At 57.5% G+C, this 20,449-nt stretch carries 26 protein-coding genes and 4 tRNA genes; 17 read left to right on the top strand and 13 right to left on the bottom strand.

What is annotated here, in order from left to right; all coding sequences use genetic code 11:
- Positions 1-59: 59 nt before the first annotated feature.
- Complete coding sequence (locus VEV40_RS13690) at positions 60-512, bottom strand: M67 family metallopeptidase (RefSeq protein ID WP_324833078.1); 453 nt, start codon at positions 510-512, stop codon at positions 60-62.
- Complete coding sequence (locus VEV40_RS13685; protein WP_324833076.1) at positions 505-1,458, bottom strand: cysteine synthase family protein; 954 nt, start codon at positions 1,456-1,458, stop codon at positions 505-507. The genes VEV40_RS13690 and VEV40_RS13685 overlap by 8 nt, the downstream gene beginning before the upstream one ends.
- A 95-nt stretch (positions 1,459-1,553) precedes the next feature.
- On the opposite strand from VEV40_RS13685, the gene VEV40_RS13680 reads away from it, so the two are divergent.
- Positions 1,554-2,009 carry a hypothetical protein gene (locus tag VEV40_RS13680; protein ID WP_324833075.1) on the top strand — a complete coding sequence of 152 codons (456 nt, stop codon included), beginning with the start codon at positions 1,554-1,556 and terminating at the stop codon, positions 2,007-2,009.
- 20 nt (positions 2,010-2,029) lie between these two features.
- On the top strand, positions 2,030-2,656 hold the full coding sequence (locus VEV40_RS13675) for a hypothetical protein (protein ID WP_324833073.1): 627 nt from the start codon (positions 2,030-2,032) through the stop codon (positions 2,654-2,656).
- Here VEV40_RS13675 and rsmI read toward each other — a convergent pair.
- A complete protein-coding gene (gene rsmI / locus VEV40_RS13670; protein ID WP_324833071.1) occupies positions 2,653-3,573 on the bottom strand; it encodes a 16S rRNA (cytidine(1402)-2'-O)-methyltransferase in 921 nt (306 codons plus the stop codon). The genes VEV40_RS13675 and rsmI overlap by 4 nt on opposite strands.
- A 42-nt stretch (positions 3,574-3,615) precedes the next feature.
- Positions 3,616-4,755, bottom strand: coding sequence for a CBS domain-containing protein (locus VEV40_RS13665; protein WP_324833069.1), 1,140 nt, complete (start codon positions 4,753-4,755; stop codon positions 3,616-3,618).
- A 111-nt stretch (positions 4,756-4,866) separates the two neighbouring features.
- Between VEV40_RS13665 and rsmD the strand changes: the two genes are divergently transcribed.
- From rsmD to VEV40_RS13650, 3 genes are read left to right on the top strand one after another with little or no spacing between them, the layout of a single operon-like run.
- Entirely contained in the window at positions 4,867-5,457 is a 591-nt protein-coding gene (gene rsmD, locus VEV40_RS13660; protein WP_414637848.1) for a 16S rRNA (guanine(966)-N(2))-methyltransferase RsmD, read from the top strand.
- A gap of 38 nt (positions 5,458-5,495) precedes the next feature.
- Positions 5,496-5,780 carry a BrnT family toxin gene (locus tag VEV40_RS13655; protein ID WP_324833067.1) on the top strand — a complete coding sequence of 95 codons (285 nt, stop codon included), beginning with the start codon at positions 5,496-5,498 and terminating at the stop codon, positions 5,778-5,780.
- On the top strand, positions 5,749-6,069 hold the full coding sequence (locus VEV40_RS13650) for a BrnA antitoxin family protein (protein ID WP_324833065.1): 321 nt from the start codon (positions 5,749-5,751) through the stop codon (positions 6,067-6,069). Before VEV40_RS13655 ends, VEV40_RS13650 begins: the two co-directional genes overlap by 32 nt.
- 6 nt (positions 6,070-6,075) lie before the next feature.
- Here VEV40_RS13650 and VEV40_RS13645 read toward each other — a convergent pair whose 3' ends face one another.
- From VEV40_RS13645 to thiL, 3 genes are read right to left on the bottom strand one after another with little or no spacing between them, the layout of a single operon-like run.
- Positions 6,076-6,663 (bottom strand): hypothetical protein, encoded by a 588-nt coding sequence (locus tag VEV40_RS13645; RefSeq protein ID WP_324833062.1) that lies wholly within the window; start codon positions 6,661-6,663, stop codon positions 6,076-6,078.
- Positions 6,660-8,165 (bottom strand): glutamate--tRNA ligase, encoded by a 1,506-nt coding sequence (gltX, locus tag VEV40_RS13640; RefSeq protein WP_324833060.1) that lies wholly within the window; start codon positions 8,163-8,165, stop codon positions 6,660-6,662. The genes VEV40_RS13645 and gltX overlap by 4 nt, the downstream gene beginning before the upstream one ends.
- 59 nt (positions 8,166-8,224) lie before the next feature.
- Positions 8,225-9,301, bottom strand: coding sequence for a thiamine-phosphate kinase (gene thiL / locus VEV40_RS13635; RefSeq protein WP_324833059.1), 1,077 nt, complete (start codon positions 9,299-9,301; stop codon positions 8,225-8,227).
- Between the two features lie 251 nt (positions 9,302-9,552).
- Between thiL and VEV40_RS13630 the strand changes: the two genes are divergently transcribed.
- On the top strand, positions 9,553-10,521 hold the full coding sequence (locus VEV40_RS13630) for a M23 family metallopeptidase (protein WP_324833057.1): 969 nt from the start codon (positions 9,553-9,555) through the stop codon (positions 10,519-10,521).
- A 64-nt stretch (positions 10,522-10,585) separates the two neighbouring features.
- On the opposite strand, the gene VEV40_RS13625 is transcribed toward VEV40_RS13630, so the two are convergent.
- From VEV40_RS13625 to VEV40_RS13600, 6 genes are all read right to left on the bottom strand, one after another.
- Positions 10,586-10,963, bottom strand: coding sequence for a cupin domain-containing protein (locus tag VEV40_RS13625; protein WP_324833055.1), 378 nt, complete (start codon positions 10,961-10,963; stop codon positions 10,586-10,588).
- A 70-nt stretch (positions 10,964-11,033) separates the two neighbouring features.
- Positions 11,034-12,359 (bottom strand): sorbosone dehydrogenase family protein, encoded by a 1,326-nt coding sequence (locus tag VEV40_RS13620; protein WP_324833053.1) that lies wholly within the window; start codon positions 12,357-12,359, stop codon positions 11,034-11,036.
- Between the two features lie 102 nt (positions 12,360-12,461).
- On the bottom strand, positions 12,462-13,472 hold the full coding sequence (locus VEV40_RS13615; protein ID WP_324833052.1) for a hypothetical protein: 1,011 nt from the start codon (positions 13,470-13,472) through the stop codon (positions 12,462-12,464).
- Between the two features lie 50 nt (positions 13,473-13,522).
- Positions 13,523-14,044, bottom strand: a complete 522-nt coding sequence (locus VEV40_RS13610; RefSeq protein ID WP_324833051.1) for a DUF2199 domain-containing protein — start codon at positions 14,042-14,044, stop codon at positions 13,523-13,525.
- A 38-nt stretch (positions 14,045-14,082) separates the two neighbouring features.
- The gene (locus VEV40_RS13605; RefSeq protein WP_324833049.1) at positions 14,083-14,406 is read right to left on the bottom strand and encodes a hypothetical protein; all 324 of its coding nucleotides are present in this window, start codon (positions 14,404-14,406) and stop codon (positions 14,083-14,085) included.
- Between the two features lie 12 nt (positions 14,407-14,418).
- Complete coding sequence (locus tag VEV40_RS13600; RefSeq protein ID WP_324833047.1) at positions 14,419-15,336, bottom strand: hypothetical protein; 918 nt, start codon at positions 15,334-15,336, stop codon at positions 14,419-14,421.
- A gap of 264 nt (positions 15,337-15,600) precedes the next feature.
- Between VEV40_RS13600 and VEV40_RS13595 the strand changes: the two genes are divergently transcribed.
- The 11 genes from VEV40_RS13595 to VEV40_RS13545 all read left to right on the top strand — a co-directional run.
- Entirely contained in the window at positions 15,601-16,230 is a 630-nt protein-coding gene (locus tag VEV40_RS13595) for a DUF4231 domain-containing protein (protein ID WP_324833046.1), read from the top strand.
- Between the two features lie 7 nt (positions 16,231-16,237).
- Complete coding sequence (locus VEV40_RS13590) at positions 16,238-16,444, top strand: hypothetical protein (protein ID WP_324833044.1); 207 nt, start codon at positions 16,238-16,240, stop codon at positions 16,442-16,444.
- Between the two features lie 9 nt (positions 16,445-16,453).
- Positions 16,454-18,385 carry a ParA family protein gene (locus tag VEV40_RS13585; protein ID WP_324833080.1) on the top strand — a complete coding sequence of 644 codons (1,932 nt, stop codon included), beginning with the start codon at positions 16,454-16,456 and terminating at the stop codon, positions 18,383-18,385.
- A gap of 131 nt (positions 18,386-18,516) precedes the next feature.
- Positions 18,517-18,592, top strand: a tRNA-Thr gene (locus VEV40_RS13580).
- Positions 18,593-18,748: 156 nt separating this feature from the next.
- Positions 18,749-18,836: transfer RNA gene (locus tag VEV40_RS13575), tRNA-Tyr, on the top strand.
- A gap of 58 nt (positions 18,837-18,894) precedes the next feature.
- A complete protein-coding gene (locus VEV40_RS13570) occupies positions 18,895-19,080 on the top strand; it encodes a hypothetical protein (protein ID WP_324833042.1) in 186 nt (61 codons plus the stop codon).
- Positions 19,081-19,088: 8 nt separating this feature from the next.
- Positions 19,089-19,164 (top strand) — tRNA-Thr (locus tag VEV40_RS13565).
- 62 nt (positions 19,165-19,226) lie between these two features.
- Positions 19,227-19,301 (top strand) — tRNA-Gly (locus VEV40_RS13560).
- A 31-nt stretch (positions 19,302-19,332) separates the two neighbouring features.
- Complete coding sequence (locus VEV40_RS13555) at positions 19,333-19,641, top strand: hypothetical protein (RefSeq protein ID WP_324833041.1); 309 nt, start codon at positions 19,333-19,335, stop codon at positions 19,639-19,641.
- A 46-nt stretch (positions 19,642-19,687) separates the two neighbouring features.
- Positions 19,688-19,975, top strand: a complete 288-nt coding sequence (locus VEV40_RS13550; RefSeq protein WP_324833039.1) for an antibiotic biosynthesis monooxygenase family protein — start codon at positions 19,688-19,690, stop codon at positions 19,973-19,975.
- Between the two features lie 15 nt (positions 19,976-19,990).
- A partial coding sequence (locus VEV40_RS13545) for a GTP-binding protein (RefSeq protein WP_324830523.1) occupies positions 19,991-20,449 on the top strand: 459 nt, incomplete at its 3' end.

Genomic DNA, 20,449 nt, shown 5'->3' with positions numbered 1-20,449 from the left:
GATAGGTTCATGCGCGGACGGCTCTGCGTCCGCCGCGCTGGAAGTCGGCTAGCCGGCGATCAACATCGCCCGGCTACCAGTTCCTCCACCTGAATCGTTTCGTCCTCAAAGGATTTGTCGTCTTCGCTCGTTCCCGAGAGCAGGAAGGAGTTTGTCTGCTGCGCGACGCCGCCGCCGACTGACGTAATGACATACGAGCAGCCGAGCCAGTGCGCTTCAGCGAAATCAGTCTTCGACCACTGCGCCGGATGGTCCGGATGGGAGTGATAGAAGCCGACAATGTCGAGTCCGCGCTCGCGCCCCTGGCGCTGAATGCGCACGAGTTCCTGCGGCGCGATGCTGTAGCGGTTGTGGGCCGAGTCAGTGCGTGTATTTCCGGCGCGCACGGCTACTTCCACTTCATTCACGCCATGAGAGGAGCGGCCCAGCAGCACACCACAACACTCGTGCGGATAGGTCTCTTCCCCATGTGTCCGCAATGCGTTGTAGATAGACTCGCTGAGTTTAAGCATTGTCTTGCTCTTCCTCCCAGAAGCGTTCACTCAAATACTTATCTGCCGAATCGGGCAGAATGGTTACGATTACGGCTTCGCGCCCTGCCGCAGCTTCCTCTTCCGCGATGCGCAGAGACGCCGCGACCGCCGCTCCGGATGAGACGCCGACCAGCAGCCCTTCAGTCCGGGCGAGGCGCTTACTTATACGATACGCGGTTTCTGTCTCAATCTCCACATCGCGGTCGGCGAGTGAGGGATCATAGATTGTCGGCACTATGGCCGTCGCCATGTGTTTCAGGCCTTCGAGGCCGTTGAAAGGCGAGTCGGGCTGCATGGAAATGCACTGGATGCGGGTGTTTAGCTCCTTCAGGCGGCGCGTGGTTCCGACGAAAGTGCCGCTGGTGCCGAGTCCGGCGACGAAGTGCGTTAATTGCCCGGAAGTCTGCTGCCAGATTTCGTTGGCCGTGGTGCGATAGTGTGCCTGCCAGTTGGCGTCATTGCCGTACTGGTCAGCGTAGTAATACTTTTTCGTGTCCACAGCCAATTCGCGGGCTTTGCGGATGGCGCCATCGGAGCCGTCGTTCGGGTCTGTCCAGACGACGTTTGCGCCATAGGCGCTCAGGATTCGCTTACGTTCGGGCGAAACGTTGGCAGGAACGCAGAGTGTGACGGGGAATCCCATCGCCGCGCCCAGCATGGCATAGGCGATGCCGGTATTGCCGCTGGTGGCGTCGAGCAGGTGCTGACCGTTGCCTATTTTTCCCTGTTTCATGGCTGCGGCTATGATGGCCGAGGCGGCGCGGTCCTTGACCGATCCGCCGGGGTTGGCCCACTCGGCCTTGCCCAGAAGCTGGATTCCCGGCAGATGAGCAGTCAACCGCTCCAGGCGCACCAGGGGCGTATTGCCGATGCGTTCCAGAAGCGTCGAGCCCAGCGACGGGGTCAGGATCGAGTGCGTTGCCATAAGCGAATGCGTTGCGGCCAGCCGCAAAAATGTGCGAGAGTGAAAGCACACGGCAGCTTAACTCCAAGTGTAGCCTTTGCCGTGCCTTTACCGCTATGCCTAGAAAAACAAAGCAGCTTACCTTCGACGAAATCCTCGCAAACCTTCGCGGTTCTCAATTTGATGTGCAATCGGTCTCCGGGGTCGCAGGGCAATACCGCGTGCAGAAGCACGGCTGCGCGGCGGTGATTGCGAAAGCGAGTGATGGGGGTGGAGTTGCCTTCGTTGATGGCCCGGGGTTTGTGCTGGGCGGCGAGATTGCTCATCTGCTTGACCGCGGGTTTCAGAAGTCGCTGAAAACGAATAAGTTGGAGATTGCCGCGACTGCCGATGCCCTGAAGGCCATCCATCGCTTCAGCGAGGAGCTGAAGGAAATTGCCGGCTCGCCAAGCCTCTATAACCAGTCCATCGGCACTACGAGCGATGATTATTTTTACGACCGCCTAAAGGGACGGGACAAGGACCCGATTCCGCGCTCGCCCGCTCCGTGGGACAGGGCCGGAGTGCACTAGAGGCATTCAGAGGGATGAACATGCGGTGGGGACTGTCGATGCTGCTGGCAGGGCTACTCACCGGGTCTGCGCTTGCGGGTTCTAATGCCGATCCAGTCCACACGTCTGCTGAACAGCGCGACATCTCCGCCGTTTATTCAGCGCTGATGCAACGGAGCGACGTCTTTAAGAGCCTGGGGCGCGGGCAGAACCAGTGCTGGGCCATCGCGGACACGACGATCAACATTGACGACATGAACCCCGCGGTGGCTCCGGATACGCAGCTCAAGCCTCCGGGCAACGATCCCAGGCCGTTTCAGGAGGCCCTGGCCGACTTTAACGCGCGCAAATATCAGCGCGAGGCGCTGACGCATAGCTCGAGCTCTCAGTACGTGATGGTTACACCGGAAGAAGCTTCGGCCTTTCGCGCGTCGCGCACCTCGGCAACGGCTGGCGCGGGCGGCAAGAGATATTCGAGCTGCGGCGGAATTACCTACTTCAGCGAGGTCTATTTCAGCTCGCATCGCACGGCTGCGCTGGTCTACATGCTCAACTGGTGCGGAAACCTTTGCGGCCACGGCGAATGGGTGTATCTCGAAAAACGGGATGAGCACTGGGCGCTACGATCAGGGCAGGAAGGGATTGTTTCCGGGGCAAGGCCGTTTTAGCGCATTTTCGCCCGTTCGCGCTGCAATTCACGGTAGACATCGCTTTTTGAAAGCCCGCGCTCGCGGGCGATGTGCTTCAAGGCATCCTTTTCGTCGAGACTTTCTGTTTGCTGCAATTCTGCGATGCGTTCCGTGATGCTGCCCGATGATGCTTTGTCCTCAGATGGAGAGCGGGCTTCAACCAACAACGTAATCTCGCCGCGGATGCGGTCGCGCTGGTTCAGTTCTGACATGACTTCGACAACGCTGCCGCGCAGGAACTCTTCGTGCAGCTTGGTCAGCTCGCGGGCGACGACGATGCGGCACTCCCGGCCCCAGACGGTCTGTACGTCGGCTAGCGTTTCCAGAATGCGATGCGGGGCTTCATAGAACACAAGCGTTGTGCCGGCTTCTGTGATTGAGACCAGCTGTTCCAGTTCTGCGCGGCGCGCCCCAGCTTTTGCCGGTAGAAAGCCGATGTATGCGAACCGCTCAGTGTTGAGACCAGAGGCGACCAGCGCGCTCAATGCGGCATTCGCGCCGGGGATGGGATGTATGTCGATACCGGCTTGGATGGCTGCGGCAGCGAGGCGCATCCCCGGGTCGGAAATTCCTGGCATACCCGCGTCTGAGACGACGGCTATGCGCGCGCCTTTCTGCATCGCAGCCAGGAATTCCGGGATGCGCCCCGCTTCGTTGTGCTCATGGCAACTGACTGTTGGTGTCGAGATGCCGAAATGGTTCAGCAGCTTCTGCGTCTGGCGCGTGTCTTCGCACGCGATGCGATCTGCCGAGCGCAGCACACGAATTGCGCGCAGAGTGATATCTCCAAGGTTGCCGATGGGTGTGCCAACGAGATAGAGACCGGGCGCGAGAGGCTGGTTGGGGTGGTCTTCGTTTTCCTGTGCGAGGATTGTTGGAACCGCAGGTCCCTCCACTACGCTATGCTCCGGTCGGGATGACAAATTTAATGACAAGCATCATTCACTTGCGCGCTTCAGGCGGCGATGCTCGGCCAGCATGCCCATGCTGTGCATCAGATTCTGTAACGTAACGATGCCGATGACGCGGTCGCCGTCCGTTACGGGGATGAGTGACATGCGGCCGCCGGCCATGCGGCGGATCATGGAGCCGAGCGAGTCATTGGGCCGCGCTACCTGAAACGTCCGCGACATGACGCCCTGCACATAGCCATTGCCTTCGTGGCGCAGAGCTTCGAGTATCCCCTGGCGTGAGACGATGCCGACGAGACTGGCTCCGCGTACGACAGGGAACTCGTCCTGCAGGCTGTGGATGGCTTTGTAGAGCGCGTCTTCGAGCGTGTCCGACGGCGCGAGGGTCGAGAAGTCGGTCAGCATCACATCGCTCATGGTGACGGTATCGACGACGGACTGAAACATCAGGCCCTGGTCTTCAAGCTGCGCCCCGATGAAGATAAAGAAGCCGCCCATGATGAGCCACGGACTCAGGGTAGTGCTCAAGTTGGAATTGGGAATGAAGAGCAGCGCAATGCCGCCGAGAACGCCGATGAGGCCGAGAACCTGGCCGAGTCCGGAAGCCGCACGTGTGGCCTGCGCCGCGCCGCGGCTGCGTGTAAAGCTGCCGCGTAGAAGGCGTCCCGCGTCCAACGGATACGCAGGGATGAAATTCAAAACGCCGAGAATGACATTCAGCCAGACAGTAGAGCGCATCAGATGCGTTGGAGTGACCCACGGTCGGGCAAAGATAGACACCTGCGGCGCGGCCCCGGCAATCAGCGTGCCGACAGCGATGGCGAAGCCGAAGTTAGCCAGCGGGCCAACGGCGGCCATCGATGCCTGGACGCGACCCTCGCTAGCGCGCTCGGCGCTGTCAGGGCTGGCGTAGGAGAACAAGCCGCAGATGGGCAGCAGCAGAATGCTGCGCAACTGCACGCCGTGATATGCGGCCACGATGACGCGCGCTAATTCGCGGACGAAGACGGCCAGCAGCAAGAGGAACCACAGCATGATGGCACGCCATGACGAGACGTTAACGAGATTGGCGGCGAGCAGGCACAGGCCGAGCAGCAGCAGAAAAAATGTGTGGATGCGAAGGTCCACGCCCATCCATCGGCCCAGGGGAAATGACCAGCCGCGCATTTGCCGTTCGTCCTCGTTCCTTAAAAACCTGCTTTGCTCATTGTATGCTGGCGGCGCTGTGAATGGCTGCGCTGCAAAATTTGAAGGCCGTCATGCGCTAGCATCGAAAGGATGCGCGTCATCGGGGGAAAATTCCGTTCACGCACGCTGGTTGCTCCGCGCGGGCTCGATACGCGGCCCACGAACGACCGTTTGCGCGAAACGCTCTTTAATGTGCTTGCCCCGCATATCGAAGGCGCTGTGTTTCTGGATCTTTATGCCGGATCGGGCGCTGTTGGCATTGAAGCAATCAGTCGAGGCGCAGAGCAGGCCTTTTTCGTCGAAAATTCTCAACCTACATTGATAGTGTTAAATGAGAATCTCTCGAACCTGCACATCGGACAGCGGCATGCGGCGGTAGAACTCAGAAAGTCTGCAGTTTTCCTAAAAAATAAAATGAACTGGCGATACAAAGGTTTCCCAGGAGCCTTTCACATCGTCTTCCTTGATCCGCCGTACGACGCAGTGATGGAGTACGAGCAAGTACTAAACATGCTTGGGGGAGAGTGTTCAGACTTGCTTATGCCGGAAGCGATTATCGTCGCCGAACATCGCCGAAAGCAAAAATTAGAAGAAAGCTATGGCAGTTTGCATCGCTATCGTTTGCTTGAACAGGGCGATGCGGCCTTGAGTTTCTACTCCGTTTCTGGCGATGCAAAATGATCATTGCGCGCTGGCTTAATTGTAGCTACGATTAAATCGTGATCGTTTGGGATGAGGCGAAGCGCCATGCAAACTTGGCGAAGCATGGCCTGGACTTCGCGGATGCTCATCTGGTCTACGAGAATCCGGAGAAGGTGACATTTTCATCGCATCGCAATGCGGAAGGCCGCAAGCTGGATATCGCGATGGTCCAGCTTTCAGGCCGGACACTTACACTCGTCTATACGGAACGAGGATTTGACATTCGAGTAATTTCATTCCGCTTTGCATCGCGCCTGGAAAGGAGGGCCTATGAGAAAGCACGCGCAGAAAAGTCAAACTGATTGGGAACGGGTAAAGCGGATGTATGATTCCGATGCGCCGATCCCTTACGATCCGGAAGATGGGCCTTACGATCCCAACGATGAAGAGGCAACGGAGAAATGGCTGTCCGAAGCCGTCATCACTCGCGGCCCCGGGCAGCGCGGCCCGCAGAAAGCGCCGACCAAGCAGTTGGTTTCGCTGCGCCTCTCGCCGGATGTGCTGGAATACTTCAAGGCCAAAGGCCCCGGCTGGCAGACGCGCATCGACCAGACGTTGAAATCGGCCATCCGTAAGAAGAAGACTGCCTGAGCTGCGTCACTCTGGCCGGGGCGGAAACTTCTCCGCACCGCCTGTATGCTCGCCGGTCTTGAGGTCGATGGCGAAGGGCACGTCGTTGTCGGTCATCAGGTCCCAGCCGAGGCCGCAGAGCGTGTCGCCGACAACGTCGGTGATTTCGATGCCTTCCCAGGAGAGCCGCGCCGATTCCCATGCCTGCCCGTCACGTCCCAAGGCAAGGATGGAGTGGTGTCCGATGAACAGCAGCAATTGCTGTTCAGCCAGCACTCGTACGCTCAGGACAGGCCGATATGGAACCATGCTCCATTGTTGAGGATCGAGCGTGTTGATGAGATACGCGTACCCGCCTGACACGGCGCAGAGCCAGTCAGGATTTGGACAACTCCAGATTCCAGTGGATGCGGTTGAATCAGCGAAACCAAGCGCGCAGGTGGCGAGGAACGCATTACCTGTCGCCGGTTTGACAAGAAGCTCCAATGCTCCGCGCTCGACTTCTTCCGTCTGTTGCGGATAGACGAACTGTCGGGCCGGCGCAATCAGCGGGCGTTTCTCCAGCACCTCGACTGTCCAGCTATGGGTGAACGTGAGGTCGAGCGTCGGTTTCATGCGATTGCAAACTGCTCGATCCGCTCGTGCATACTCAGTACATGAACAGGAAGCGACAGGCGGGCGCCTTTTTCAAAGATCGGAATCAGCTTGTCGAATTCCCGGCCAGAATGCGCTCCCGTGAGCGCGATGCGCACAGGGTGAAACAGGTCTTTTCCTTTCGCTCCGGTTTCGGTCTTGATTTCGTTCATCCAGGCTTTGAACTGCTCGGGCGTAACGGCGCCGTCATGTGAGCGAACGCGCTGGGCAAACGCAGTAAGGACTTTATGCGCTGTTTCTGATTGCAGAATTGCAGCATTCTCGGCGTTTGTCTGTGTTGCACGTGCGTCAAGGGTGAAGACGAAGTGCGCCTTCTCCGGCAATTGCTCCAGGCGATCGATTGACGGCAGAAAGAGCGCGACGAGTTTGCTGAACCACTGCACAATCTCTACATCGGCAGTGGCGAGCGCGGGCAACAGCCCTGCCTTTTCAAAATAGGGCCAAGCGAGATTGAGAACCCGCTCCGGATCAGCGGCTTTCAGGTAATGCCGGTTGAGCCAGTGCAGCTTGTCGAAATCAAAGATCGCCGGCGAGGCGGTCACGCGCTCAAGATCGAACTCGGAGATCAACTCCTTCGGCGTAAAGGTCTCGGTGACGCCATCTTTCGCGCCCCAGCCAAGCAGCGCGAGGTAGTTCACCAGCGCTTCGGGCAGGATGCCCATCTCGCGGAAGCTGGCGATGGACGTGGCGCCATGACGTTTTGACAGGCGTTCCCGGTCGCCGCCGAGAATGGTCGAGAGGTGGGCGAACTGCGGCACCGGCCAGCCAAAAGCTTCGTAAATAGCGACCTGCCTGGGCGTGTTCGAGATATGGTCGTCGCCGCGGATGACGTGCGTGATCTCCATGAGCGCGTCATCAACCGCGACAACGTAGTTGTAGACGGGCATGCCGCTTGACCGCACGAGGATGGGGTCGCTGACCGTGTCGCTGGCGAATTCGACATCGCCGCGCACGATGTCGTGGAAACGCAGCGGCCCTTCGGGAATTTGCAGGCGCACAGCAAATGGATCTCCGGACGCAGCGCGCGCATCGGAATCCTTTTGCGAAACGGTCCGGCATTTGCCGGAATAGACCTGCGGGCGATGTTCGGCTACGGCGCGAAGACGCTCGGCTTCCAGTTCGTCATAGGTGCAGAAGCAGCGGTAGGCCTTCCCCTCGTTCAGCAGGCGCTCGGTGTGCTCACGATAAATGTCAAGCCGCTCGGACTGCCGGTAAGGCGCGTACGGGCCGCCGATCTCCGGGCCTTCGTCCCAGTCGAGGCCGAGCCAGCGCAGGTCTGTGATGAGCTGCTGTTCATGCTCGTCTTTGCTGCGTTCTACGTCAGTGTCTTCAATGCGGAGGATGTATTTCCCGCCTGCGTGGCGGGCCACCAGCCAGTTGTAAAGCGCCGTGCGGGCGTTGCCCACATGCAGCAGTCCGGTTGGCGAAGGCGCGAAGCGAACGCGCGTCTTGTTTGTGTCCATGTCAATTTTGAGGGTATCAAGATTTGCCGCCTACTGATCTCTGCAGAGCGGGTGCGATCTCACCGAAAATGCTCCCAGCCGCCAGCATTAATCGGCGTCTGCTTGCCGTCTGCTCCGGTCATTTCGATGAGCGGCTTATCTTTGCGATGAGCCTTCATGCGCCCGATAGCGTGCACCGGCACGCTTGCGATTTTTGCCGGGATTTTCGTTCGCGGAGACGCAGTAAAGAGTAGTTCGTAGTCCTCGCCGCCGTGTAGAGCCAGGTGCAGTGCCGAGGGAATCCAGCCATCTTTTTCTGCTTTTCGCGCCAACGGGTGGATGGGGATGGCAGCCGCCTCGATCTCAGCAGACAATCCCGATTCCTCGCACAAGTGTGCGAGATCGGTCGATAGGCCATCGCTCACGTCGATTGCCGCAGTTGCTGCGCGCAAAGCCAGGAGCTTTGATCCCACCGCCAGACGCGGCTCAGGGTAAAGATGGGGATGTTTCGGCGCAGCTTTTGTGAGCCTGCGAAAGGACTGTGGGCTGCGTCCCAGCGCCAGAAGTTCGGCCTCAGCTCCTCCAAGAGCACCAGTGAGGTAGAGGATGTCACCCGTTTTCGCACCGGAGCGGAGAAGAGCGCGGCCTCTGCGAGTTGAGCCAAGGAGAACAATGTCCGCTGATACCATCCCCGTCTGCGGGGATCCGGCTTCGTCAAAGAGAGGTGACTGGGCAGTATCGCCTCCTGCGAGTGGAACATGGTATCGGTCAGCCAATGCGAGAAGGCCGCCAATGAAGCGATCCAGCCAGCTCGGTCCCCTGCCAGCGACAGTGAGCTCGGCCGGAACGGCGAGCGAAAGGAATGCTGCCAGGGGCTTCGCGCCCATGGCTGCGAGGTCGCTTAGACCTCGCGCCAGACACCGATGGCCTATGGATTCAGGCATGTGCCAGTCGCGCCGGAAATGGACCTGTTCCAGGGATAAGTCCGTGGTGACAACAATTTCGCTGCGGGCAGGCGGATGCAAAATGGCGCAGTCATCGCCGATGCCCAATCGCACGGAAGCTCCGCTCCCTCTGGCGCGAGAGCGGAGCGCGCGAATCAGCGCCTTCTCGCCTATGGATGGGGGTTTCCGCTTCTGGGACACGCTGTCCAGCATACCGTGCTGTCACGATCTGGCATTGAGTTGCACCAAACTTGGGGCAGCTCGCATACGAGAGAGTCACCCATTACTAAAGGGGTGAAGGGAGGAAAGATTCGCCGAACTAGTGGTTGACCCGCATCTATCAAACTGATAGGGTCTTTTGAGAATACCTGAAAACCCTGCTTCCGCGACGCTTACGGAATTAACACGTTTGCCGCAAAGCGGGGTGGTCTTCGGCAAGGCAAGTTTCCCCGGACGAGAAGACTGTGAGTAAACGCTTCTACATTATTTTTGTTGCGCGCGAAAAAGATGGGCGGCTCCGGAAGATTCCGGTTCCTCTGCATTACGCCTACATCTTTGTGGCGGCGGCTATTGTAGGCGCGTTCACGATTACAGGCATGGCGGGTTCCTATTCGCGCATGTTGCTGAAGACGGCCAGCTTCAATGAGGTCCGCTCGCAGCGCGAAGTCCTTCGCAAGGATTATGCGCAGCTTGAGCAGGTGGCCCACGAAAAGGATGTGCAGGCGGCATCGCTGGGATCTCTGGCGAACGAGGTCAGCGCTCTTTATGGTTTGCGCCAGAACAAGCTGACTTCAGCGAAAGCAGCGGTAACAGCCTCCGCACCAGTGGTTGCCGACAACTCTGATGATTTCACCCAGCAGGCTTACACGCAGTCGCGCGATCAGTTGGCTGCGCTGCGCCGCACCGCGCTTTCTGGCCAGGTTTACCAGTCGTTTGGTCTTGGCGTGCGGCATCCGTTCGGCAGCCTGGACGATGTGTTAAGCCTGGCGAATGCGCCATCGTTGTGGCCGGTTGTCGGCCCTGTGACGAGTTCGTTTGGCGAGCGCGAAGACCCATTCAATGGTGAGGGCGCCTTCCACGCCGGAGTTGATATTTCATCCACATTCGGCGAGCCGGTCCGCGCGACCGCAGACGGTACGGTGGAAATGGCGGACCGCGCTTCCGGTTATGGGCGGGAAATCATCATCGATCACGGATACGGCGTCAAGACATGCTATGGACATCTTTCTGGCTTTGCTGTGACCGAAGGCCAGCAGGTGACGCGCGGTCAGATAATTGGATATGTCGGCATGAGCGGCCGCAGCACTGGTCCGCATCTGCATTATGAAGTCCGCATTCGCAATACGCCGGTGAACCCGCACAAGTACCTGCGCGAAACCATGCAGCAGCTTGCCAGCGTGAGCAGCGCATCTGCCGTTGGCGGATCGAATTAGAGCACCATCTGTGAAATGAAAGAGCCGCCGAATTTGGCGGCTTTTCTGTTCCCAAGAGCGGCGATTAATTTCCTGTCGGAATAATCCCGACGTTTTCCACCATCAGGATGACAGTTCGCTTGGGCGCGCGGGTGCGGTGAACTATTCCCTTCGGTACCACGAAGCCTAGCCTTGGCTGAAGGCTGACCGTACGATGTTTGAGATCAATTAATAACTCGCCTTCGACGACATAAAAGAACTCATCATCGTTGTCATGCTTATGCCAGTGGTATTCGCCCTCGATGACGCCGAGGCGGACGACAGAACCATTCACCTGACAGAGCGTCTGATTGAACCACTTGTACGTGCAAGTGCTTGAGAGAGCTTTTTCGTCGATGACTTCAAGCGGCTCGTGGAGTATGTTGAGCCGCGTTTCGTAAGGAAAATCTTCGGCAGTAGGCATATGCGCTCCTCCCGTCCACCATTCTGCTGCATGCAGAAATGGAAGGGAAGAGCGCCGCTGAAATCAGGTTTTACTTGCCGGTATAGGTGACGTGCCAGATCGAGCCTGAGCCGTCGTCGGTGACGAAGAGCGAGCCGTCGTTGCCGACTGCCACTCCGACAGGACGTCCCCAGACATGGCCGTCTGCTGTGGTGAAACCGGTCAGGAAATCATCGTATTCGCCGGTGGCTTTGCCGTCCTGCATGGGCACGCGAATCACTTCGTAGCCAACGCGGTTGGACTTGTTCCAGGAGCCGTGCTCGGCAGCGAAGGCGTCGCCCTTGTAATCCGCGGGAAATTGAGAGCCTTCATAGAAATTCATTTCGAGAGAAGCAAAATGCGGCTGGAGCAGGACGTCCGGCGTGATGACCTTGTCCTTTAGTTCAGGATGCTTGCCCTCAAGCCGCGGGTCCTGATGTCCGCCCATGTACCACCAGGGCCAGCCGTAGAAGCCGCCTTCTTCGATATGGGTAATGTAGTCGGGCACAAGGTCGTCGCCCAGCATGTCGCGCTCGTTGGTCGAGCACCATAGCTGGCCGGTCGTCGGGTTGACGGCTTCGCCCACGCAGTTGCGGATGCCGTAGGCATAGACCTTGATGAACTTTCCTTCAGGTGTGAATTCGAGCACGTCGGCGCGATGGAATTCTGCCGGATGCGTATCAGGGTCATCAACATTCGAGTGCGAGCCAACAGAGACAAACATCTTCGTGCCGTCCTGCGAGAAGACGATGTCTCGTGTCCAGTGGCCGCCGCCGCGCAGGCGCCCGCCCCCAGGAAGGTCGGCAAGCTTCTGGGCGGGGCCACGGGCTTTCATGTCGCCATTCTTGTAGGGGAAGCGCACCACGGAATCAGTGTTGCCGACATAGACCCACTGGGGATTCTGCCCGGAGGGATAGAAGGCAATCCCGAAGGGCTGGCTCAGTCCATCGGCGAATTTCTCTACCTGCTTCGGTTTGCCGTCAGCGCCGACTCCGCGGAAGACCATAATCTCATTGCTGGAACTCATGGCTACGAAAAGATCACCATTGGGCGCAGTGCGAATCAACCGGGGTTGTACCAATCCACCCTCATAAAGCGTGACCTTGAACCCAGCGGGGGCCTGCGGCCATGCGCCATCGGGACGCTTGATCATCTGCGCGCCATTGTCCACACCTTTGGTGGCGTATGGTTGCGGCAGGTCGGCCAGTGTGATTTTACGGCGGATGCCCGGCTTTTCCTGTGTGTAATCGGTAAAAGCCGCCTTGCCAGTAATGACCGGGCCTGATGTCGGGCCTTCGGGGAGCAGCGGGGAAGCAAGTAAAGCAACAGCAGCGAACGTTGCCATGGCGACAGCAACGTTCAGGGATTGTCTCCTCATACTTTCAGTTCCTCCAGCAATGTTTATGGACCCAGCGGCACTTCAGGCTGATCTGGGTGGTCTAACCACTAAGATGCCGTTTGAATCCATGGTAGACGCAAGTTATTTACTACCGCCGGGCGGCAAAGGCAATTGCTGCTGCAGCTTTTCCGGGGGAGTGAGCAAACGCTCCAGCAATTGGGGAGGCAGTGTTGCATGCAGCACTGCGCGATCTCTGTGATGCTCGATCTGAATACTGTCGAGCAGCGGTTTCAGTTCCGCGCCAGTGATACCCGGGGCGACGTTCTCCGCGTTACGGGCGAAATTTAACAGCAGTTCCACAGATTCGGCGGATGCTGTCGCCGCTTCTTCAGTAGGCGCAAGCTCTTCGACGCGCAGCCGCAGCGCCCCTGTCCAGCGCACCGAAGCGATGAAGGTCGAATCAAAATGGATGGGCAGGCGAAAGCCCAGGACGCTCACATCTCCGCTATCGCCAAAGGGAAGGCCGATCTGCCCGATACCCCAGGCAAGCGAGAGCAGCGGCACTTCTTCATAGTGGTCTGTCAGCAGACTGGAGCCGGAAAATGGCAGCGCAGCTGAACGGTAGCGATCCAGCATGGAGTGGATCTGTTCGGCAGTCGGGGTATTGCTCACCGCAACCATGTCATAGCCGAGCAGGGTAACGCGGACTGTGCGGCCATCGCTGGGGACACTGTAGATTGTGTGTCCGGCATAGACTTCCTGAGACGTGGAGATGCCTTCGAGATAACTGATCAGGCGGCGTCCATCGAAATGGCCGACGAAGACCTCGGAGAACGCGACGGAACCATTTGGCCCTGCAGGGTTGGACATGCGGTGCAGCGCGAATGCCGCTTCATCAAGATCGCGCTCGAACTGGATGCCGGTGGCGTCGATGAAGTTCTGGTAGTCGGGGTCGTGCGCTACCGGGTGCTGATCAAAATGTGTAAATGTCCGGATAGGCCGCAGATTGAGATAAACGATGCCGTCCGATTCGGGCAGCAGCCGGGCCGCCTCGGGCGGGGCCTTCTTGCGCAGGTAAACGGCAACAGCCAATAGCAGGAGAATGATCACGACTACGCCAATCGTGATCCTCGTGCGACGGCGAATTCTCAAGAGCGCTCCTTGGTGACTGTCCTCATCATCTCATCCGGCAGTATTTATGGTCAGGAAGGGCGATGCAGGATGGCTTCCGCGATCTCCTCGACGCGCCTCAGAGTAATGCCATTGCGCTGCTCGATGGCCAGTGGATGGTCCGGATCGGAGACGGTGAACTGCGGCCGCCGTCCGACTGCCTGCGTTTGTACACTTACTTCAAGATTAATAGTGTTACCAAAGAGAAAGAGCTCCGTGTTGAGCCAGCCGGAAAATGGCGGTTCGTGCTCGCGCCCGGACACATTCCAGAGATCATTTGTCCGGATAAAGTTTTTTGGGCTGATCTCGGCCCATACACCCCAGATGAATGGCTCATCCAGACCGATGATGGGCACGAGAATTCGTCCGCGCAGGTAAAAATCCCTGCCGTCAATCACGCACTGGTCGGGAGTGATGACCACGCGCTTATCCAACTCGTCCAACGGAATCGCGGTCACGGCCTGAGGAGCCTTCACGCTGTAGCTCAAGGGCAGTACCTCGTGCCATGCCCCACAGACGCTGCACGCAAATCCGTTTTCTAACTTACTGCCCATGTCTTGATTCTTCCACAGGGTATCGGCGGGATGGAGCTTCAGACAGCTTCGCCGGCAAGGGCGGCGCCAACGTTCACCGCGTCGGTGATAATGTCAATGACTCTTGCGATGTCGTTCAGATGCTTTGTGCAGTCTTTGATCTTCTGCTGCTCGTCATGCATTTCCTGGACGAGCGAAGCGACTGTTGGATCATTATCGTGGAATATCTTCTGGAGGCTGCTCCAGTAGTTGCGCCGCGAGGCCACATATTGCGCCATCACCTGGTCACGCTCAGTCTGCGTCGGGCATGCGGCCAGAATCATCGACAAGTTCTGAGTGAGCAACATGTACTGATCTTCGAGGCTTTGCAGCGACGGTCCCATAAGGCGGTTCTCCTACATATGTGAGAGTATGAGCTTCACCCACGCTTCGACATCGGTCAACTCAACAGTAAAGCCGCGTTCGGGCATGCGCCCGCCGGTCGCCAATTCATGCGTGCGTTTTGACAGTTCCTTAAGCGCGCTGTCCATTGCGTCCGAAGCTTTCGCGTGTGCAGCGATGTCGGCTTCGCCCCGTGTCCTGATCTGCTCCTTCGCATAGTCGGCGAGGCCTTGCGGTACTTGTTCGGATGGTGTGCGGGCAGCGAGGCCAAAGGGCTTGAGCGCGGGATCCATGAGACTGCCGGGATCGACCTGGTTCTTGCTCAACAGGTCGAGGGCGATGCCTTGCGCCAGCTCAGTGTATGTGCGGTCAATGGAGTCATAGGCAGGCTTTTCCTGGGAAAACATTTGCGAAAGCGCCGACATGGTGGGCTCCATGCTTTTTGCCATTTTCCGCTCATCGCGTTCCTGGGCGAACTTCGTTAGAATTTGTCCGGCATTCTGCAGTATGGCCGAGGCATTCGCCGCGCCCGGCAACTGTGGGACAGTTGAGAGCGCCATGCCCAGGTTCGCGGCGGAATTTGACACATCAGCGGGCGCTGTCGAGCCGGTGAGCCCTGTGAAAGCTTCGGCCAGATTGGCCAGCTCATGTGCGGCGTCGGCGCGCTTTTCGAGCGCCGCGTGAACATCCTGAAGCTGGGCCATGTCTTGTTGATCGAAAGGTACTCCAATAGTGGCCTGCTGCAAATGTTCCAGTCTGGCGTGGTTGTCAACCAGCGTGGCGAGGGCGTCATAGTAATCGCCGAGGTCTTTCGCCGCCGCAGTCATCTGGTCGGCGACGGCTTTCGCATCGTCAGATGTTTTGCAGGAGACGGCGAGTGCCAGAATCGCCAGGAAGAGTCCTTTTGCCCATGAACATCGCTGATGCCACATGCGTTACCTCTTCCTGGTGAGGAGCATTGCAGTAGGCCTGACGGGAACAAGAGGAGCGCAGCCCTGAGTGGTATCATCCCCGCCAACCAAGCGCAAGAAAATTCATGAGAACACATGCCGCTCCGGATATTTGGGCATTTTGAAGTTAACTGAACTGACAGCTTGATATATGCTGCTGACCAGTTCCACTATTGGTTGGCGCGTTCCCCCCGCGAAAGTGATACAAGGGCCTGCTATTCGAGTCCAAGAGCAAGCGAGCCAGCAATGAAACGAAAGACGTTATTCGGCCCAGTGGACAGGCGAAGGGCCGTCTCACAGCGGTTAGGCGATCCCGGCGCAGATCTTGCCGGCATGGAAGCCGATAGCTGGCAGGAGATGGACGAGGAGCAAAGAGCCAAACTGATCGAGTACGTCAATCTCCGCTACACCGGCTACCTTAATGATCTGTATGAATCCGCGAATATCTGCGTCGAACGATACGATGCATCCACGGCCCGGTATCGTATCTGGCGACACATCATCATCATAGGGACTGGCATCGTCGCTATCATCAATCTTCTTGCTGCCAATAGAGATCATCTTGTCTTCTGGTACTTGAAAGGAAATGCGATACCTATTCTTGCGGCGATAGCTGCACTGGTGCTCGCTGTTCTCGCCAATCTCGAGACCTTCTACAATTCGGCCGAACAGGCACAAGCCTATCGCGAGTCGAGAGAGTTATTTCTGGACGCGGCCCGTGAGTTCGACCGCGTCTGGAACGTCTCAGTCGTGCATCTCGGTGATAGCGCCAAAGCCTACGCTAACGCAATTGAGCTCTACAAACGCATAGTTGCCGCCGACCGTGATTTGAGAGGCAAGTTCAAGGAACTCACCAAAACCGAGTACAAGAAGTAGCAGAACCATGTCTACGCAATCCACCGATTTTGCAGGTCTGGCCGGAGGTGGCGCCAGCGGCGCGCTCGCCTACTCCTATACGCCAAGCCCGGAGGAAGCAAAAGAGGCAGGAACATATCAGAACAACCGGCAGGGAATTTTGAAGATGAAAGTCATTCTCGAGCCCTATATTCCCCCTCTGATCAAAAGGCCCGGGATGAAGCCACGCTATTAGGAGACTGTCATCGAAAAGCAGCAAAAAACCGAGATCATCGCCTTTTGCAGTGGCAAGGGTGGCACCGGCAAGACGCTGATGTGTTCCTGCTTTGGGTATGCCCTGGTGCGCGGCGGTCAGAAGGTGCTGATGATCGACGGTGACCCGGCCACGGATGGTCTCTCTCTGTTCCTGCTCGGTCCCAAAGGAAAAGATTATGTGGTGAGATCTTTTTTCCCAATAAATACTTTTGTCGGGATCCTGCACGACTTCCAGAAGACTTCTAATGTTTCTTTTGAACCGCACACGATCCATCGCCGTGCGGAAGATGACCACGGCGTCTCATATGATGCCATCATCAGTGGCAAAGGACTCTATGGCGACGAAGCTGAACTGACCGCGCAGCTGGCTGTGCCCGATCTCGATCAGGCCACATTCCGCGCTGGAGTAAAAATGCTGTTTGACGCTCTCCGCGCATCTGGAGAGTACAGCTATGTTCTTGTTGACACCCGCGGCGGCTTCGCATTTGAAAGCACAGACGTCTGCGCTCTGGCCGATAGCTTCATCGTGGTCACTGAACCCGATGTGACTTCTTTCTACCAGGACAGAAACCTTGTCAGCCGCATCAACCGCGCAGCAGCAGAGATGCAGTCTCCATCGGTTCTGCGGGCCATGGTCATAAATAAGGGAGTTGATGTCATCGACCGAAAAGACAGACCTTATCTCGACAACATCGAAGTCTCTTTCCGCAATGAGCTGACGAAGGAATTTAATATTCCGTTTCATACGACGCATGGTGTTCCCGTCGATATCGATGCCCTGCTTGCCTATAAAACACAGAAAATTCCATATATCTATGCTCCCGGTTCCCTTTTTTCGTTCGCTACGCTGTCGGCTTTTTCCGACATCCTTGAGATCGTGACCTCGCGCTGGTCCACCGAGCAGGTCGACAAATGGAACGAGTTGGTAAACAAGGTCACGGCTGCGGTAAAGGAAAAGAGCGCGAAGGAACAGCGGCTGGAAGAGGAAAAAGCAGGTCGCGAGCGCGAGTTCGAAGAATTGCGAACAAAGATACGCGAGCGTGATTCGGCGCTGGCTGCGCTTGATCGCGAACTTACTCAGCAAAAGCGACTTTACGAACGGGAATTCGAGAGAACTACGATGTTGCTCGAGCAATCGGTTACCGTTAAGCCTCCCCTGACTTTTCGGAAGGAGAAAACAGTAGCTTCCAGCGAAGATGTTGCGCCGACTTCCGAATTGGCGGCTGAGGTTCAGCCTATCCCTCTAGCGACTGCGAGTCCCGCGACTAGACGTACAAAAGCGGCTGTGATCAGCGGGTTGCTCATTTTGCTGGCCGCAGCGCTTGTATTCCTTGGATACCTGTATCGTTCTCACAAAACGCAAAACACACAACAGAACCAGACGCGGGACGCAAATGCAGCCGCTACATCGTCCGGTTCGCAGTCGAATCAGGGCAGTTCAGCAAGCCAATTCGACTTAGGAAACTATGCTGTCCTGATATCGCCCAGCATCAACCAAGCCGACCATGTACACAACCAATGTTGGCTCCAGCTGGCAGGAAGCCTCTCTGCAGAAGAAGTGACGCGCGTTCGTCTAGCCGGATATAAGAGAGTCGCTGTTTATTTAAAGTCCGGCATTTCACACGTTGCTGTCTCCTTTGATTCTCAGGACGAGGCAAATGCCGGGCGGAGTGCTCTGGACCAAGCACTCAACAACCCGCAAGATCAGATTTTCTTTTGCAATGAGCGAGTCACCTGGGCCGCTTCCACTGATTCAAGAGAGGCAATGGATGCATGGTGTCCGCTAAAAACTGCTCAAGATCCCGTACACCTGCCGGGAGAATCTGTGCCGGTATGGAGATGCGGAGGAGTGGAGTCTCTCATGCCATCACTTGCACCTTTGTCGACACGTAAGTCCCCGAATTCCAAGCCTCTCAAGTGAGAAAATCTGCCTGAGTCCGCACCGGCAACCGTAATTGCAGAGCGCTTCAGCGTGTGATAACCTTTGAAGCTGTACCCCTCTTTCAGAGGACGCGGGAGTGTCTTTGAAACAAGGAGTATGAGGCTGTCCGGGCTGGCGTAGCTCAGCTGGTAGAGCATCTGATTTGTAATCAGACGGTCGGGGGTTCAAGTCCCTTCGCCAGCTCCAGAAATCCCAGGCCTCGCAAGAGAAGCGTGAGTTCGATTGGCGCGAGCCATCCGCAGTCATTCCACCTGACAGCGTCCCGAGGAAGCCGGAGTGGTTTTAGCCTCCGGAAGGATGGCTGGTGTCTGGGGGAAGTGGAAAACTCGCTCCATAAGGTTTGCACAGGTGGCCGAGTGGTTAATGGCAGCAGACTGTAAATCTGCCGCTCCTAGGAGCTACGGAGGTTCGAATCCTCCCCTGTGCACCAGTTAAGATTTAGGGGCTTGAAGGGCCCAGAGTTGTAGCAAGGGAAGTGAGTTTCACCTATGCAGAATCGAGGCTGGCAGCGCAAAGCGGTCGCGCTCCTCGTTCTGGGAGTGCTCGCGACCTTGGCATGGAGCACCATGGATTCCGGCAAGATTCGCTTGCTGGTCTTCGTGCTGCTTGGCGGGTTTGCTCTTCGGATTCTCCTGACCGCGGGCCGGCAGTCCGATGAGGAGAGTCCGCAGTAAGGTTTTTGGCTGATGTAGCTCAGTTGGTAGAGCACTCCCTTGGTAAGGGAGAGGTCACCGGTTCAATCCCGGTCATCAGCTCCAGGATTGGGAAATGCGCCCAAGGCCGACAGTGGAAAAAGTGCTGTCGGCCCTGTAGCGTGTGAGCGGGAGTAACTCAGTGGTAGAGTCACAGCCTTCCAAGCTGTTGGTCGCGGGTCCGATTCCCGTCTCCCGCTCCAGAATTTAAGTAAGCGGAGTTCGTTGCAATTCATGTTTGAGCAGGCGGTTCTTCCAGTTCAGGACAAGAAGACTTTTGCCGAGGTGGAAAAGGCATTGCACGACGCCTTTGCTCCGGCGAATGCGGCAAAGTTTCTTCATCAGGTGGTGAAGGCAAAGCTGCGCGCGCGGCAGTTCGAGGCGATTCTGGCGCATGGGTTTCTCGGCGCGAAGACACCGGCGTTGTATGGCGCGCTGGGCGATTCTGACCGCGGGCAGATTCGCGAGATGTACCTCGCGTTGGTTGAGCATGTTGCGCCCGAGCTGCGGGCAAAGTATTTGAAGGTGTACGCGTATTACTGAGGAATTTGCATTTGCGCACGCTTCCGACCCGAGCGTGTATGTCGTGATGTGGGAGTTTGAAGTGCGCCAGGGCTGCGAGGCGGCCTTTCTTGAAGCGTATGCCTCGGATGGGACCTGGGCCCGGCTATTCCGGAGATCTCCGGAGTTTCTGGGCGTGGAATTGGTGCGGAGTGTCAAGCATCCCACGCGGTTTTTCACGCTGGATGCGTGGACCTCGCGGGCGGCGTTTGAGGGCTTTCGAATGGAGTACTGCGAGAGCTATGAAACGCTGGATGTGAAGCTGGCAGGATTAACGGAATGGGAGCGCCGCATTGGCGGATTCCCTTCCGAGTAAATTAGGAGACTCGCAATGGCGAAGGAGAAATTTGACCGGTCGAAGCCGCACGTGAACGTGGGGACGATAGGACACATTGATCACGGGAAGACGACGTTGACGGCGGCGATCACGAAGGTGTTGTCGAAGCACAACCCGAACAACAAGTTCCGCTCGTTTGACACGATTGATAATGCGCCGGAAGAGCGGGAGCGCGGCATCACGATCGCGACAGCGCACGTCGAGTACGAGACGGGCAACCGTCACTACGCGCACGTCGACTGCCCGGGCCACGCCGACTACATCAAGAACATGATCACGGGCGCGGCGCAGATGGACGGCGCAATTCTGGTGGTCGCGGCGACCGACGGCCCGATGCCGCAGACCAAGGAGCACGTTCTGCTGGCCCGCCAGGTGGGCGTGCCCTACATCGTGGTGTTCCTGAACAAGTGCGACGCGGTGGAAGATCCGGAGCTGATCGACTTGGTCGAGATG

It is taken from the genome of Alloacidobacterium sp. (assembly GCF_035631355.1).
Taxonomy (GTDB): Bacteria; Acidobacteriota; Terriglobia; order Terriglobales; family Acidobacteriaceae; genus Alloacidobacterium.
The sequence above is the reverse complement of the archived record's forward strand: the minus strand, read 5'-3'. Positions and strand labels throughout refer to the sequence as shown.

Excerpts from the sequence above, each read along its gene's own strand:
- VEV40_RS13650 (WP_324833065.1), top strand. The coding sequence starts at position 5,749 with ATGAGAAAGCACGCGCAGAAAAGTCAAACTGATTGGGAACGGGTAAAG.
- VEV40_RS13680 (WP_324833075.1), top strand. The coding sequence starts at position 1,554 with ATGCCTAGAAAAACAAAGCAGCTTACCTTCGACGAAATCCTCGCAAAC.
- VEV40_RS13550 (WP_324833039.1), top strand. The coding sequence starts at position 19,688 with ATGTGGGAGTTTGAAGTGCGCCAGGGCTGCGAGGCGGCCTTTCTTGAA.
- VEV40_RS13690 (WP_324833078.1), bottom strand. The coding sequence starts at position 512 with ATGCTTAAACTCAGCGAGTCTATCTACAACGCATTGCGGACACATGGG.
- VEV40_RS13645 (WP_324833062.1), bottom strand. The coding sequence starts at position 6,663 with ATGAAACCGACGCTCGACCTCACGTTCACCCATAGCTGGACAGTCGAG.
- VEV40_RS13625 (WP_324833055.1), bottom strand. The coding sequence starts at position 10,963 with ATGCCTACTGCCGAAGATTTTCCTTACGAAACGCGGCTCAACATACTC.
- VEV40_RS13570 (WP_324833042.1), top strand. The coding sequence starts at position 18,895 with ATGCAGAATCGAGGCTGGCAGCGCAAAGCGGTCGCGCTCCTCGTTCTG.
- VEV40_RS13665 (WP_324833069.1), bottom strand. The coding sequence starts at position 4,755 with ATGCGCGGCTGGTCATTTCCCCTGGGCCGATGGATGGGCGTGGACCTT.
- VEV40_RS13685 (WP_324833076.1), bottom strand. The coding sequence starts at position 1,458 with ATGGCAACGCACTCGATCCTGACCCCGTCGCTGGGCTCGACGCTTCTG.
- VEV40_RS13555 (WP_324833041.1), top strand. The coding sequence starts at position 19,333 with ATGTTTGAGCAGGCGGTTCTTCCAGTTCAGGACAAGAAGACTTTTGCC.
- thiL (WP_324833059.1), bottom strand. The coding sequence starts at position 9,301 with ATGCTGGACAGCGTGTCCCAGAAGCGGAAACCCCCATCCATAGGCGAG.
- VEV40_RS13600 (WP_324833047.1), bottom strand. The coding sequence starts at position 15,336 with ATGTGGCATCAGCGATGTTCATGGGCAAAAGGACTCTTCCTGGCGATT.
- VEV40_RS13675 (WP_324833073.1), top strand. The coding sequence starts at position 2,030 with ATGCGGTGGGGACTGTCGATGCTGCTGGCAGGGCTACTCACCGGGTCT.
- VEV40_RS13610 (WP_324833051.1), bottom strand. The coding sequence starts at position 14,044 with ATGGGCAGTAAGTTAGAAAACGGATTTGCGTGCAGCGTCTGTGGGGCA.
- VEV40_RS13605 (WP_324833049.1), bottom strand. The coding sequence starts at position 14,406 with ATGGGACCGTCGCTGCAAAGCCTCGAAGATCAGTACATGTTGCTCACT.
- VEV40_RS13620 (WP_324833053.1), bottom strand. The coding sequence starts at position 12,359 with ATGAGGAGACAATCCCTGAACGTTGCTGTCGCCATGGCAACGTTCGCT.
- gltX (WP_324833060.1), bottom strand. The coding sequence starts at position 8,165 with ATGGACACAAACAAGACGCGCGTTCGCTTCGCGCCTTCGCCAACCGGA.
- rsmD (WP_414637848.1), top strand. The coding sequence starts at position 4,867 with ATGCGCGTCATCGGGGGAAAATTCCGTTCACGCACGCTGGTTGCTCCG.
- VEV40_RS13590 (WP_324833044.1), top strand. The coding sequence starts at position 16,238 with ATGTCTACGCAATCCACCGATTTTGCAGGTCTGGCCGGAGGTGGCGCC.
- VEV40_RS13595 (WP_324833046.1), top strand. The coding sequence starts at position 15,601 with ATGAAACGAAAGACGTTATTCGGCCCAGTGGACAGGCGAAGGGCCGTC.